This is a genomic window from Alteromonas sp. a30, assembly GCF_026788005.1.
Lineage (GTDB): Bacteria > Pseudomonadota > Gammaproteobacteria > Enterobacterales > Alteromonadaceae > Paraneptunicella.
In genome coordinates this window covers 95614-109507 of record NZ_JABEPE010000009.1, presented here as the reverse complement: position 1 = coordinate 109507, position 13894 = coordinate 95614, and the positions used below count along the sequence as shown (strand labels likewise).

Annotated in this window: 12 protein-coding genes; all 12 read right to left on the bottom strand. The window is 43.8% G+C overall.

The features are described from left to right. Window position 1: 1 nt before the first annotated feature. The 12 genes from cysQ to HJG39_RS10620 all read right to left on the bottom strand — a co-directional run bounded on the left by cysQ (window position 2) and on the right by HJG39_RS10620 (window position 13890). The gene (gene cysQ / locus HJG39_RS10675; protein ID WP_268409077.1) at window positions 2-787 is read right to left on the bottom strand and encodes a 3'(2'),5'-bisphosphate nucleotidase CysQ; all 786 of its coding nucleotides are present in this window, start codon (window positions 785-787) and stop codon (window positions 2-4) included. Continuing rightward, complete coding sequence (gene cysC / locus HJG39_RS10670; RefSeq protein WP_268409076.1) at window positions 784-1386, bottom strand: adenylyl-sulfate kinase; 603 nt, start codon at window positions 1384-1386, stop codon at window positions 784-786. Before cysC ends, cysQ begins: the two co-directional genes overlap by 4 nt. Beyond that, window positions 1386-2300, bottom strand: coding sequence for a sulfate adenylyltransferase subunit CysD (gene cysD / locus HJG39_RS10665; RefSeq protein WP_268409075.1), 915 nt, complete (start codon window positions 2298-2300; stop codon window positions 1386-1388). Before cysD ends, cysC begins: the two co-directional genes overlap by 1 nt. 103 nt (window positions 2301-2403) lie before the next feature. After that, a complete protein-coding gene (locus HJG39_RS10660) occupies window positions 2404-3624 on the bottom strand; it encodes an EAL and HDOD domain-containing protein (protein WP_268409074.1) in 1221 nt (406 codons plus the stop codon). Between the two features lie 193 nt (window positions 3625-3817). Then, a complete protein-coding gene (gene putP, locus HJG39_RS10655) occupies window positions 3818-5305 on the bottom strand; it encodes a sodium/proline symporter PutP (protein ID WP_268409073.1) in 1488 nt (495 codons plus the stop codon). A 157-nt stretch (window positions 5306-5462) separates the two neighbouring features. Then, window positions 5463-6179, bottom strand: coding sequence for a DUF3379 family protein (locus HJG39_RS10650; protein WP_268409072.1), 717 nt, complete (start codon window positions 6177-6179; stop codon window positions 5463-5465). Beyond that, window positions 6172-6729, bottom strand: a complete 558-nt coding sequence (locus HJG39_RS10645; RefSeq protein WP_268409071.1) for a sigma-70 family RNA polymerase sigma factor — start codon at window positions 6727-6729, stop codon at window positions 6172-6174. Before HJG39_RS10645 ends, HJG39_RS10650 begins: the two co-directional genes overlap by 8 nt. Window positions 6730-6886: 157 nt before the next feature. After that, window positions 6887-8746: a DUF885 domain-containing protein gene (locus HJG39_RS10640; protein ID WP_326849253.1), complete on the bottom strand. Its 1860-nt coding sequence runs from the start codon at window positions 8744-8746 to the stop codon at window positions 6887-6889. A gap of 15 nt (window positions 8747-8761) precedes the next feature. Then, window positions 8762-10495: a BatD family protein gene (locus HJG39_RS10635; RefSeq protein ID WP_268409067.1), complete on the bottom strand. Its 1734-nt coding sequence runs from the start codon at window positions 10493-10495 to the stop codon at window positions 8762-8764. Next, window positions 10495-12405 (bottom strand): VWA domain-containing protein, encoded by a 1911-nt coding sequence (locus HJG39_RS10630; protein ID WP_268409066.1) that lies wholly within the window; start codon window positions 12403-12405, stop codon window positions 10495-10497. The genes HJG39_RS10635 and HJG39_RS10630 overlap by 1 nt, the downstream gene beginning before the upstream one ends. Next, window positions 12405-13400, bottom strand: a complete 996-nt coding sequence (locus HJG39_RS10625; protein WP_268409065.1) for a vWA domain-containing protein — start codon at window positions 13398-13400, stop codon at window positions 12405-12407. Before HJG39_RS10625 ends, HJG39_RS10630 begins: the two co-directional genes overlap by 1 nt. Next, window positions 13393-13890, bottom strand: coding sequence for a DUF4381 domain-containing protein (locus HJG39_RS10620; RefSeq protein WP_268409063.1), 498 nt, complete (start codon window positions 13888-13890; stop codon window positions 13393-13395). The genes HJG39_RS10625 and HJG39_RS10620 overlap by 8 nt, the downstream gene beginning before the upstream one ends. Window positions 13891-13894 lie beyond the last annotated feature (4 nt).

The window sequence follows — 13894 nt, the reverse complement described above, 5'->3', positions numbered from 1 at the left end:
ATTAAGCACTCACTAAAAAATAAGGATTTAAAACAGATTCTTTTTGGTTGTATTGCAGTGGGGTGCCAGAGTCGACATAACCCTCGCTGCTTTGTTCCAAAATATTCACACGACCACCAGCGGCTAATACGATGGCATGCGCCGCGCCAGTATCCCACTCAGATGTAGGGCCTAGGCGAGGGTAGTAGTGAGCTTTTCCCTCGGCAACTAAACACAGTTTGAGTGAGCTTCCCATGGATAACATTTCTGTTTCGCCGGGTAGGGTTTCCAAAAAACCTTGAATTTCGGGACTTTGGTGTGAACGACTGCCCACCACTTTGCAGACTTCACCTTCTTGCCAAGGCTTGGCCGCGATGGGTTTGCAGGTGTTGGTTTCGATCTTGAATGCGCCATCTGAATCACAAAAATAGCATTTGTGTAGCACAGGGGCGTAAACCACTCCTAAAACCGGGACTCCCTTGTCAATTAGGGCAATATTAACGGTAAATTCGCCATTCTTTTTGATGAACTCTTTGGTGCCATCGAGAGGGTCAACTAACCAATAGGTTGACCATTTTTGGCGCTCTTCCCAAGGGATGTCGGCGGATTCTTCCGACAAAATAGGGTAGTCGGAGTAACTTGCTAATGCGTTGACAATAATGTTATGTGCGGCTAAGTCTGCATCGGTTAGCGGGCTAGCATCTTGCTTCTCATAAACGGAAAAGTCTTGCTCGTAAATATCCATGATGGCATCGCCAGCACTGAGTGCGATGTTGACAACCTGCTGAGTGAGTTCTTGTATGCTCATGCTTTTACAAACCCTTTTGCCACAAGTTCTGAGAATAAGGTTTCAACAGCCTGCTCAGCGGACTCATTGGCATATTGAAGATGAATTTCGGGGTTTACTGGCGCTTCGTAGGGCGAATCGATACCAGTGAAGTCTTTTATCTCGCCTTGACGCGCCTTGTGGTACAAACCTTTTGGATCGCGCTGTTCGCAAATGTCGATAGGGGTATCGATAAACACTTCCACGAACTCGTTCTCTTCAAGTAAGTTGCGGCAATAATTTCGATCATCACGAAACGGTGAAATGAAGGCTGTTAACACGATGAGCCCTGCATCGGCAAAGAGTTTAGACACTTCGCTAATGCGGCGAATGTTTTCAACTCTGTCTTTGCTGCTGAATCCTAAGTCGCCACATAAGCCGTGACGCACGTTGTCGCCATCGAGTAAGTAAGTGTAGCGTCCGTGGTTTTTAAGTTTTTGTTCCAATAAATTAGCGAGCGTGGACTTGCCGGAACCGCTTAATCCTGTGAACCAAATAACCAACGGCTTTTGCTGCATATGCTCAGCACGAGCGGCTTTATCTACCTTGTGTTCATGCCAGACAATATTTTTGTTTGTCATTAGAAATACCCCTCCATTTTCTTTTTCTCCATGGAGCCTGATGAGTCGTGATCAATAACACGGCCCTGTCGCTCGGAGGTTTTGGTCAGGAGCATTTCTTGGATAACCTCTGGTAGTGTGCTTGCTGTAGACTCAACCGCGCCTGTGAGTGGGTAACAGCCTAGCGTTCTGAAGCGTACTGACTTCATCTCCGGTGTTTCGCCGCTAAGGAGTGGCATACGTTCATCATCGATCATAATTTGTACGCCATCACGTTCCACGACAGGACGTTCTTTTGCTAAGTACAAAGAAGGAATTTCGATATTTTCCGAGTAGATGTATTGCCAAATATCTAATTCAGTCCAGTTCGACATTGGGAACACGCGAATACTCTCACCTTTATTCACCTGAGAATTGTAGATGCTCCACAATTCTGGACGCTGGTTTTTGGGATCCCAGCGATGATGCTCATCACGAAATGAGTAAACTCGCTCTTTAGCGCGAGACTTTTCTTCATCACGTCGAGCACCGCCAAAAGCTGCATCAAATTGGTATTTGTCCAATGCTTGCTTCAAGGCTTGTGTTTTCATGATGTCGGTGTATTTACTGCTACCGTGCGTGAAAGGTGTAATTTTATCGCCAGCGCCGTCTGGATTGGTATAAACCAATAATTCGAAACCATGTTGTTTCGCCATGCGATCACGAAACTCAATCATTTCCCGAAATTTCCACGTGGTATCAACATGGAGCAGAGGAAAAGGGATTTTCGCTGGATAAAATGCTTTGCGCGCAAGGTGTAGCAAAACAGAAGAGTCTTTGCCAACAGAGTAAAGCATTACGGGATTTTCGAATTCAGCAGCGACTTCACGAAAGATATGAATACTTTCAGCTTCGAGCTGCTTTAAATGAGTGGTATTTGGTATTTTGCTAGGCATCTTGATTCTAAGTAATAACTTTTATACTAAAGAATTATATTCTTAGAACCTTAGCACAAATAATGTGATAACGATTATGCCTATTGGCTATATCAAATTAATTTTAATCGTTAATACTCATACGCTCGATTGCCCATTTTACCGACTCTAAATAAATATGTGCCGATTGATCAAAATCCACTTCAATCTGATTGGCAATTAAACCAGCGTTAGCCCAGTTTGCAGCCTCAAAGGCATGGCACAACGAAAGATAGGAGGCCAATAAACCTTCGCCTTCACAAAGTGGTTGCTTAATACTGTTTGCTAGCGGCAATTTGTTTAATAAATCGCTTAGCTCTGTATCTAACATCGCGTCGAGCAAGGAAAGTAGCCCTACAAGAAAGGCGCTTGCTGGCTCATGAGTTTGATCCGGTAATTTAGATAATGACTCACAAAACCGCGCCCTAACTAACGACATCGTTGTTAATTCTGCTGGTTTTCCGGCTGAAATATGCGTGGTGAATAGGAGGGAGACAAAACGTCTGAGTTCCTGCTGTCCTAGCGCCACAATGGCTTGCTTGATGTTAGTGATTTCGCTGCGTCGTTTAAATATAGGGCTTTGGCTATATCGGAGTAACTTGAAAGAGAGATTAACGTCAACCTCAAATGCTTGCACAATGAGATCAATGTTTGGGTCTTCTTTTGCCATTTCCGCCATGAGTTCAGCGAGTGCCATTTGTGACGAAGTGAGCGCGCGGCTTTGCAGAACTTCAGGTTTGCTGAAAAAATACCCTTGGAAATAACAAAAACCGAGCTCTTTTGCTATTTCAAACTCTTCATGAGTCTCGACTTTTTCCGCCAGTAGTTTGATGTGAGGGAAATCACTGATGTCTTGAATCACCTGACGGATTTCATCAATGGAGGTTAATTTCCAGTCGATTTTAATGATGTCAGTGTAGGGATAGAAGTGCTTCCAGACTGGCGCATGTTCATAATCATCAAGCGCGACGGTGTAGCCTTCTTGTTTTAACTCTTTCACCACCGCGAGTAACTTTTTGTTAGGCGTCACCGTTTCCAGCACTTCAACCACAACTTGTTCGCGTGGCAGCATTAACGGAAAACGTTCTAAAAGGGTTTCTTCTGTAAAATTGATAAATGCAAGCTTATTCTGAGTAAGCGTATCCAGTCCTAAATTTAGCTGTAAGCCCTCAACCATTTTCAATGTGGCTTCGTTTGGAGGAACATCAGGAAAAACATTTTTAAGGCTGTCTCTGAAAAGGAGCTCATAAGCAAAAACGTCTTTTTCTATATCTAAAATAGGTTGTCTTGCGGTAAAAAAAGCCATTTGCTCGGTTTCCTAGATATGGATCATTGTCCGTACTACAGGCATTTGATGGAATTGATTTAACAAAGATTGTTTCCCAAATTAGTATGATATTGATCGCAGTAAACAGACTTTGGCGGCTGCGTTTAGCGATCAATATCAGAAAATAATGACATCAGAATTAAGTGTAGCTGATGCTCTTGGGTTCTGTTGTCTAATCTTGCAACCTTTTTTCTACTTCATCATGACGTTGCATTACTTCGGAAGTCGGTGTAGCACTGATCTTGCTAACCAACAAAATCATCAATGTTGAGATAATGAACCCCGGTACCATTTCATACATATGTGCGCTTAATGTTTTCCCGGCTATTTCTAGGGGGAGATAAATCCAAATAAGTACCGTTATAGCGCCAGAAATCATACCTGCAATAGCACTGGCTCTAGTCATTTTTTTCCAGAATAATGACAATAGAATGAGAGGACCAAAAGCCGCGCCAAATCCAGCCCAAGCATTACTTACCAAGCTTAAAATTGAGCTACTTCTATCGTGTGCTAAGGCAATGGCAACACCGGCAACGATAACAACACTGAGTCGACTCATGAAGAGTAACTCTTTTTGCGAGGCTTTTTTGCGTAGAAAACGGTGGTATAGATCACCGGCTAATGAGCTTGATGTAACTAGCAACTGGGAGGATATGGTGCTCATGATTGCGGCCAGAATGGCGGCGAGCAAAAAGCCGGTAATGAGTGGATGAAATAAGACTTGGCTAAAATAAATAAAAATTGTTTCAGGATCGCCCAATTGCAGTTGATTCATATTGATGTAGGCAACGCCTGTAAGGCCAACACCTAAGGCTCCAATGATGGATACTATCATCCATGTCATGCCGATACGGCGCGCAGTTGGAATGACTTTTTCGGAGCGGATAGCCATGAAGCGAACGATGATATGTGGTTGACCAAAGTAACCTAATCCCCACGACATACTAGAAATAATCGCTACGATACTCATACCGCTAAAAATACTGAGCATATCAGGATTAATCGATTCAATTTGCTGCATCATCGGTGATACGCCATCCATACTGGAAATGGCCACTACCGGCACAAGAATTAGAGCAATAAACATAATACAACCTTGAACAAAGTCGGTCATGCTCACCGCCATAAAGCCACCAAACAAGGTATACGCAACCACAACTCCGGTGGTGATATAAAGACCTGAGTAGTAATCCATTGCAAAGGCACTTTCAAAAAGCTTGCCGCCTGCAACTACGCCCGATGATGTATAGAGCGTGAAAAATAATACGATAACGATAGACGATATGATGCGTAAGGTGTGGGAGTTGTCTTGGAAACGATGTTCAAAGTAATCAGGGATAGTTAGGGCGTCGGCTAGTTCGGTATAAACACGAAGGCGTGGGGCAACCAAAATATAATTCAAAAATGCACCAATAACTAAGCCTAAAGCAATCCACGCGCTAGACATGCCGGAAATATACATGGCGCCGGGGAGCCCCATGAGCATCCAGCCACTCATATCTGAAGCACCTGCGGATAAGGCGGTAACTTTGGGGCTTACTTTTCTACCAGCAAGAAGGAAGCCGGCAACATCGGCGTCTGATTGTTTGTATGAATAAAGGCCAATACCTAACATGGCGATGAAATAAATTGCGAGGGAGATGAGGGTGTAAGTGTCCATAATTCTTATAGTTATATTTGGGAATGGGGGAATTAGTCTATCTAGCATTTCTGCTCAGAGCAAAGAAAAATCAATATTCCATTTAAGCATAAAAAAACCGAGCCTAATTTAAGCTCGGTTTTTTATATGAGAGTAAACTTGTAGAAACTTATTTTATTTAGATGGAAAATACTAGGTTTTCTTTTACCTTTTCCATTCCTTTCTCATAAGGATGTGTTTTTTCAGAGATAACCACAACGTTTGCATCTTTAGTTTGCCATGCTTTTCCAACGAAGTTTTCGTCTTCGAAACTAGGTACGAAATCTTCATTTTCGCCCCTTGGCATAATAAATACGGTGTAACGATCATCACCTTCACCACCTACAACAAGGTGAAGACTTTTCTGCTTTTCAAACAGGCAGTAATTAGCAAAATAAATATGCGAGAAATCATCTTTAATTTCACCGCCGAATGAAGCTAATTTTGCATTCACATCATTTAAGTCAACGTGTTCGTTGGCACTGTTAGTGTACTCTTGCTCATGATGAATGTGACCTAAAGCAATTGCTGCAAAATCACTTTTTTCAGGTTGTTGATTCACCATCGTTAACGTAAGGCCGGCCACGAATGCAATAGATGCTGCTAATGCAAGGTGAAATCGACCACGACGTTGTTTTTTGCTATGGCTTTCAATAGATTGCCTAAAGATTAATTTATGAGCTAACCCATCAGGAACAGGCACGGCATGAACTGTCGATTGAATTCTATTTTCCAATTGCTTAAGTTCATCGATAAACTGTTGCTTAGATGGATCATCTGCTGCTGCACCCAAGATTGCCTCGTCGCTGGTGTATGGCTCTGCATACAACTTACGACGAAATTCCAAATCATCCATTAGCTTGCTCCACGGTAGTAGATTGTTGTTCGATTGCGTCTTTCAACTGGTTTCTAGCCCTAAATAATCGTGTCATAACCGTGTTTTTATTTAGCCCAAGCTGCTCTGAGATTTCTTCACCACTAAAACCAAAGATTACTTGCAACATAAGAGGCTCGCGATATTCTTCACTTAATGAGGCAATGTGGCGGCGTAATTCGCGCTGCTCCATCTTACCTTCATGAGAAATATCATCATCGGTTAATGTCACATCGTCCATATCAACAAGATCAAACTGCTTTCTTTCGAAACGTCTGGCGTTTTCCCGTCTTAAGATGGTAATTAGCCAAGACTTAGCAGCTTTCTCGTCATTTAGAGAGTCCAGTGACTTCCAAGCACGCAAAAACGTTTCCTGCACAATGTCCTCGGCTATGTGTTTATCTTTCACTAACCAAAATGCGTATCTGTAGATATCTGCGTGAAGCGCATGTACAAGTGCTTCGTAGCGTTTTTGCTTATCTGCCATGTTCTTTGAGACCGATGCTGATGAGTTTTGCTTTCGTAAAATCATAATATTGTGTGATCCAGCAAGCCGTGAGCGTTAATTGTACCCCCCTTTTTTACCTCGGCAACCCTTGATTTGGTTGTTTGCTTTTCCTTTTGCGTATATAAAGCGAAAAAGTGCTCATATTTGAAGAAAATATGAGCACTTTGGTCAGATTACAACCCTAAGACTTTTGTATTTTTTCAGCCCAAGCGTTTAATTTGTCTTCCAAAATGTTCATTGGCACTGGACCATCTTTAAGAATTTCATCATGGAAGCCTCGAATGTCGAATTTATCACCAAGTTGTTTTTTCAATCTTTCGCGAATTTCAACAATCTTTAATTTACCAATCATATAAGCCGTTGCTTGCCCCGGCATGGCTATATAACGTTCAATTGCTTTGCGTGAATCTTCATCTGGATTCGGTGTATTGTCGATAAGATATTGAATCGCTTTTTCACGACTCCATTTTTTCGCATGAATACCCGTGTCGACCACTAAGCGACAAGCGCGCCAGAGTTCCATCGCTAAACGACCAAAGTCAGAGTAGGGGTCTTGATAAAAGCCCATTTCTTTAGAAAGCTGCTCTGTGTATAAACCCCAGCCCTCGGTGTATGCGGTAAAGCTCACGAATTTTTGGAATTGCGGTACACCCTCAAGTTCTTGAGCAATGGCAATTTGCATGTGGTGGCCCGGAATACCTTCATGGTAAGCCAAGGCTTCCATTTGGTAGGTTGGCATGGAATTCATGTCGTAAAGGTTCGCGTAGTAAATTCCCGGTCTTGAGCCATCCGGCGTTGGGCGCTGATAGAAGGCTTTCCCGGCAGATTTTTCTCGGAAGGCTTCCACTCGTTTCACGATCATGTTGGCTTTTGGTGTTAAGCCAAAAAATTCGGGTAGCGTTTCACGCATTTTATTAATGAGTGCGGTGGCTTCCTGCATGTAACGTTCACGCCCCTCATCAGTATTCTCGTAGTAGAACTGTTTATCTGTGCGCATGAACTCAAAGAATTCTTCTAGGCTACCGTCGAAGTTGACTTGTTTCATGATGTCGCGCATTTCGTTATGAATGCGTTTAACATGCTTCAAACCAATGTTGTGGACTTCATCGGCGCTTAAATCTGTGGTGGTAAACCACTCTAAGCGGTTTTTGTACCACTTGTCGCCATCAGGTAAACGCCAAACACCATCGCCTTCTGGGGTGATTTGCATTTGTTTATCCAGCTCAGCGATCATTTTTTCATAGGCGGGTTTAACAGAAGTTAACAATGCTTTTTTGGCATCAGCAAGTAAGCTGTCTTTTTCTGCTTGGTCTATTTCTAACTTTTCAACTTTGCTTTTAAAGTCGGCCCAAATAGTGGAATCTTCGCCTTCACTTGAGAAAGGCTGGCCCGTAATAACGTTTTCAGAAGCCTGAATCATTTGCTCGTAAGACCATTTAGGCGGGAATACACCTAATTTCTCACGAATGCGTAATTGCTCAATAACTTGGTCAAATAAGGTTTCGACGCTATCAAGGCGTGAAACATAAGCTTCTGCATCGGATTTTTCTGATACGCGATGAATATTAATGAGGAAGCTTGGCACCATAGTATGGAAAGCTCTGAACTGGTGCATGATGTAGTCGTGATGACGGAATTCATCATTTGCAAGCTGGCGTTTGCTATCCACTTCAAAAATCAGCTTGCTTAGTTTTTCTTGCTCACTTAATTGGCTTTCATCGAATTTAGCCAGCGCTTCTAACTCTTGTTTTAAACGATCAATACCCTTTTGTGTTTGGGCATCGGTGACTTCATCCCAAGAACCGTAATCCCATTTTAAGCCAAGGTAGGATTGATACATTGGCGATTCTTTTAAAGAGGTCTGGAAAGAATCTTCAAAGAATTGCGCTAATCGCTCGGACTCAGTTGCCGCCGCTTTTTGTTGCATCGTTTGTTTTTGTTCGGCTTCTGGCGTGGCAGTGGTTTTGTCAGTTGTATCTTGTTGACAGCCTGCGAGCCAAAGGGTTGATGCCATGGCAATCACAATGGGTTTCAGTTTCATCATTCACTTGTACCTTTATAGTGTATTCGGATAGAGAGGACTTAACTCAGTCCCTTTAACCTTTGGTTTTTCTTGGTATTGTTTCCTTATCTTTTTTAGGCTTTCCATAAGCGTTGATAACGAGTCTGTTGCGTTATTGGCTCCAAAACGATTATCAAAATACTGCGTTACTTGCTGTTTTAGATGCTCATCTTTAAGTTGAGACACGCTTGCAGCTAGTGACTGTTGAGGATTCTCACATAAGACAGCAAGCCATTGCTGCAAATAATTTGTAAGATTCTTCGAGTCATTAGTTTTAGCTGCGTTCACGAGTTTTTTCCATGCTTCTTGCTCATTTTGGTGTGTAGCGGTGTGGCGCTTGACTGTATCTACGCTGAGTGTTTTTCTGCGAGATGAAATGAACCATGCCAGAAGCGTTAGTAGCCAAAGCACTAACAATACCCAACTACTTAACGACCAATAAGGTAAAGGTGGATTGGATAACACTGTTGGGATAGCGCTATTGGGTGATGTTGCCTGCGAGCGGGGAGAAAATTCCGGTGCTTGAGGCTGAATATTTGTCTCTGGTGTTGATACCGTTTCTTGCGTTCCTTCCGCTGCTTTTATGTTGACTTGCTTTGCAGGAATGGTGGCGTATTCGGTTTTTCCCGTACGTGTATTAAACCAAGGGACTTTAATTTCTGGAAGTGTAACCAAACCGTCCGTATTGGGAATAATGGCAATGCTTTCCTTGCGTTGAGCAACAAAAGTACCGTTGCGCTCGACAGTGGTAGAATCCGCTTGGTCTGGATAAGTCTTCACTGAATCTGGGTATTGGCTGACAATTTCCGGTAATTGCTCTTCTACCACGCCTATTGCCGTTAATGTGAGTGTGCGGGTGATAGGATCCCCTACCGTCAAATTATTAATATCGCCTTGCCACTCGTCGTGAATTTCTACGTGCTCACTTGGCAACCAGTGGTGATCGTAGTTGTCAGGAATAGGCTTTACCGTAAGGAATCGGTTTTCGCCGACGCGGTTAATGGTGCGAGTGCGATTGAAAAATCCAAATGAGCGGCGAGAGTTATCTAACATTTCTCCTTCAAAATACGGCGCTTGTACGTTAAAGGTGCCGCTCTTTTGGGGAATGATGGAAAAGGTTCGCTCGATAATTCGATAACGACGACCACCTACTATCTCGCTGTACTCTTTATCTTGCCCGACTTGTTCGATTTCAGCATCGGCAATTTGTGGAGCGGTTAAACTGCCTCTTTGTAGATCAACCGCAACGTGCAATTTTGCTGTGTATTTCACTTGTTGCTGCAAATACACTTCGTCTTTGCTGATTTCCGTGGTGATGAAAATATCTCGCCCTTGCGCGTTTTTGTTTTGGGAAACAGGTAAAACTTCAACGGTAAATGGTTGGGTAGACACACCTTCAATATTGAAAGAGGGGATGGTGAAACGACCTATTTCGCGCGGTATCAGCACAGTTTGCCAGCGAGTGGTGCGCGTGGTGTCGAAGTTGATCACTTGCGTTTGTCTTGATGTGGAGGTTCTGCCAACCACAAAATCTTTGAGCAAAGGAGATGGATCGAATTTACCGGCTGCAACTTCATCATTGGCAGTCACTTCTAAAATAAAAGATTCGTCCCGCATGATGGGGTTTTTATCAACCGTAGCGGTAACGTCGGTGACATCTGCAAGCACTGATGCAGAAATCAACATTAGGCTAAAAATAAGGAAACAGCGCATTAGGGAGTGTCTCATTACCAATTCCTTCCAGTATTGCTAGGCAAACGTTGGGTTCTTCTTCTTTGTTTTTCTAAAAGCATTTTTCGTTTCAATAAGTAAGCTGGGTCGTCGGGGATTTTACGAAGTAAAGTTTGCATCTTTTGCAGCTCTTCTTTTTCTTCGTCTGTTAGTTCTTCGTTCTGGGCTGAAACAGGTGGTGTTGTCCCTTGTTGTTCTTGCTCTTCGGCTTCAGCGTCTTGCTCTTGAGAAGATTGGTTTTCATCGGATTGTTGTTCTTCTTCCGACTTTTCTTGCTCTTCTTGTTGGGACTGCTGAGATTCATCTTGCTGATCAGATTGCTCTTGCTCAGAGTCGCTTTGCTGCTCTTGCTGTTGATCTTGGTTGTTTTGGTTATCCTGCTCTTGGTTGTCTTTGCCAGATTGACTTTCTGAGTCTTTATTTTGAGAGTTCTGGTTTTGAGAGTCTTGCTCCTCGGATTCCTGATCATCAGAGTTTTGTTCTTGATTATCTTTGTTTTGGTTCTGTTGATCTTGATTTTGTTCTTGCTGTTGCTTCAACTGTTCAAGCAATGCTTTGTTTTTTGCCGCATCGGTGTGATCGGGCTGTTGCTCTAACGTTTTTTCATAAGCTTTAATTGCTTCGTCTAATTGCCCTGCTTTGGCAAGCGCGTTGCCACGATTGTAATGCGCTTCTGCGGTGTCGAGTTGAGAGAAATGCTCTGCGGCAGACTCAAAATCACCTTCTCGGTAGGCCGCACTGCCTTTCCACATTGGATCTTTAAAATGCTCTGACGCTTCGGCAAAGTTTTCTTGATTAAACGCTTTCATGCCTTGTTGGTCCGGGCGCTGCCATAAATCTTCCCACCAACCAGCATGGGCGGGTTTTGGTAAGCTGGGTAATAGCGCGCATAACAGCACAACCAGAATCCCACGACGGAAGGCGTAAGCCGCGAAGGGGAGGAGTAGCAGCACTAAATACGGACCCATTTCCTTCCATTGATCACCGAAGTTATTGTCTTCTTCCGAGCCTTGTTCTTGCGTTTCGCGCTCTAGTAAATTTTGTTCTGTTAAATACACAATATCATCATCGTTGGCTTGCATATCTACGTATTTACCTTGGCCTTTTCTGGCAATGGTTTTCAGCGGATCATTGTTGAGTTTGGGCACAACAATGGCGCCTGAGCCGTCTTTCAATAATTCTTTATTGGCGAGCTGAATCGGTGCGCCTTCTTCTGTGCCAATACCTAGAATAGAAACGCGGTAGTCATGCTGACTTATGAGTTTGGTGATAGGCGCAATTTGTGATAGTTCCACGCCGTCAGTAATCCAGAAAATCTCGCCTTTTTGATAGCCAGAGTTGCCCAGTAGTTCGATAGCTTCTTCAAAAGCGTACAAAGGTTCGCTGCCCGGCGTCGGCATAATTTCAGGGGCCAAGCTTGGAATGAGTGAGGTAAGGTTCTGAATATCGGTACTTAGCGGGCTAATCACAAAGGCGTCGCCAGCGTAGGCAATTAAGCCAATTTCGCCTTCGCCCGCTTGTGTAACAAGGTCAATAGCTTTGAATTTGGCGCGTGATAATCGATCCGGTTTAACGTCTGTTGCCCGCATTGAAAGTGTCATATCAATAATGACCACCTTTCCCGTGTGTAATTGATACACGGGCTGAGGTAGTCGCTCCCACGTTGGGCCAGCGAGTGCCAAGCAGGTGATAACCCATCCGAGGACCAGCAAATGCAATGGCGGCTTGCGCGTTTTTCCACCTTGAACGCTAATCAATCTTGCGTATAAATGATTGGCAATAACACCTTGCCAGCCAGACTGTTGTTTTTGAATATGGCGCAGACTCAGTACAACGAAAAGCAGTGGTACGATAGCCAGCAGCCACAATGGACGAATGAAGTGAAAGTCTTGTAAATCAAAGGGCATCAGGCTTTTAACTTCCGGCTAAGTAGTTGAATTAATGGAATGAAAGCGAGTATCACAGAAAGAAGAAGTGATACTGCCAGCGGAATATGAAAGAGCGCTTGTAAGGGGCGCATTTGGCGACTATCGCGCTCAACTGGCTCGAGTTTGTCCAGTGTTGCATAAATTTCTTGTAAGGCTTCTGTGTTGCGCGCTCGGAAATATTTGCCTCCGGTGCTTTGCGCTAGGTCACTGAGCATGTCTTCATCTAGCTCTTGCGATGGGTTGATTTGACGTGTACCAAAAAAGCTACGCATGAGCATTTTGTCAGCTCCAACACCGATGGTGTAAACCGTAATTTGTTCGGCTATGGCTAATTCTTTGGCTTGTTCTGGGGTGATATTACCAGCCGTATTTTGACCATCGGTTAAGAGAATCAGTACCCGGTTGGATTCATCTTTTTGTTTAAAACGTTTTACCGCCAATCCGATAGCATCTCCAATAGCGGTTTGCTCTCCCACAAGGCCAATTACGGTTTCATCCAAGAGTTGATTAACGGTTTCGCGGTCATAAGTGAGTGGCGTTTGTAAATAAGCGGTATCGGCAAAGAGGATTAACCCTATACGGTCGCCAACACGACGTGCGATAAAGTCTTGCATGACGTGTTTTATCATGGACAACCGGTGTACTTGCTGCCCCCTTACTTCCATATCTTCCATCTTCATACTGCCGGATAAATCTACTGCTAGCATGAGATCTCGTCCTTCGGCGGGAATACTCACCGGGTCGCCTAACCACTGTGGTCTGGCGGCGGCCAGCACAAGGGCTATCCAAGCCAATGTCGCAAGGAATAGCTTACTTTTTGGTGTACCAGATTTTTGCTTACTGGTGCTAATACCCTGCGGCAAATTGGGCACTTTCAATGCTGCCAACTGTTGTTGTTTTTTCGCTGGCAGCAAGCGAACAAGAAAAGGTAAGGGCAGGGCAAATAATGCCCACCACCATGCAAACTCAAACATGAGCCGCCTCCTTGTTAATTTGGCGCTTCATTTTAGGTTTGAAGTTTTTTATCCATTGGCGAATAGCTTGATTAACCTCAACGGTATTGAGTGTCGCTGGCTGCGATTGATATAGGTTTTCGGATAACGGTGTAAAAGCTTGAATGAAGTCATCTCGACGCTTGGCTGGTAATTGTTGCGCCAAAAACTGCGCCCATTGTTTGCCGTGCGTACGAGCAAAGTCTTCATGAGGCAAGTAGCTCAAACATAATCGCTTAAGCAGGGCGTTGACGTCTTGCGGCCACTGCTGTGATTCTGGATCCAGTTCTTTTAATTGTTGTAGCGCTGCTTTTTTCGCTTTTAACCATTGGCGGCGCTGCAACCAGAAGTACACGCTTGCACCAATAGTTAATATGATGAGCAGTGCCAATAACCACCAACCATAAGCTGGGGGCCACATACTTACGGCTTGCGGCAAATGAATGTCTTGCAACTGATCAAGGGGGTTCATGTTG

Bases quoted from the DNA above. Each gene is read 5' to 3' on its own strand.
- cysQ (WP_268409077.1), bottom strand. From the start codon at position 787: ATGAGCATACAAGAACTCACTCAGCAGGTTGTCAACATCGCACTCAGT.
- cysC (WP_268409076.1), bottom strand. From the start codon at position 1,386: ATGACAAACAAAAATATTGTCTGGCATGAACACAAGGTAGATAAAGCC.
- cysD (WP_268409075.1), bottom strand. From the start codon at position 2,300: ATGCCTAGCAAAATACCAAATACCACTCATTTAAAGCAGCTCGAAGCT.
- HJG39_RS10660 (WP_268409074.1), bottom strand. From the start codon at position 3,624: ATGGCTTTTTTTACCGCAAGACAACCTATTTTAGATATAGAAAAAGAC.
- putP (WP_268409073.1), bottom strand. From the start codon at position 5,305: ATGGACACTTACACCCTCATCTCCCTCGCAATTTATTTCATCGCCATG.
- HJG39_RS10650 (WP_268409072.1), bottom strand. From the start codon at position 6,179: ATGGATGATTTGGAATTTCGTCGTAAGTTGTATGCAGAGCCATACACC.
- HJG39_RS10645 (WP_268409071.1), bottom strand. From the start codon at position 6,729: ATGATTTTACGAAAGCAAAACTCATCAGCATCGGTCTCAAAGAACATG.
- HJG39_RS10640 (WP_326849253.1), bottom strand. From the start codon at position 8,746: ATGAAACTGAAACCCATTGTGATTGCCATGGCATCAACCCTTTGGCTC.
- HJG39_RS10635 (WP_268409067.1), bottom strand. From the start codon at position 10,495: ATGAGACACTCCCTAATGCGCTGTTTCCTTATTTTTAGCCTAATGTTG.
- HJG39_RS10630 (WP_268409066.1), bottom strand. From the start codon at position 12,405: ATGCCCTTTGATTTACAAGACTTTCACTTCATTCGTCCATTGTGGCTG.
- HJG39_RS10625 (WP_268409065.1), bottom strand. From the start codon at position 13,400: ATGTTTGAGTTTGCATGGTGGTGGGCATTATTTGCCCTGCCCTTACCT.
- HJG39_RS10620 (WP_268409063.1), bottom strand. From the start codon at position 13,890: ATGAACCCCCTTGATCAGTTGCAAGACATTCATTTGCCGCAAGCCGTA.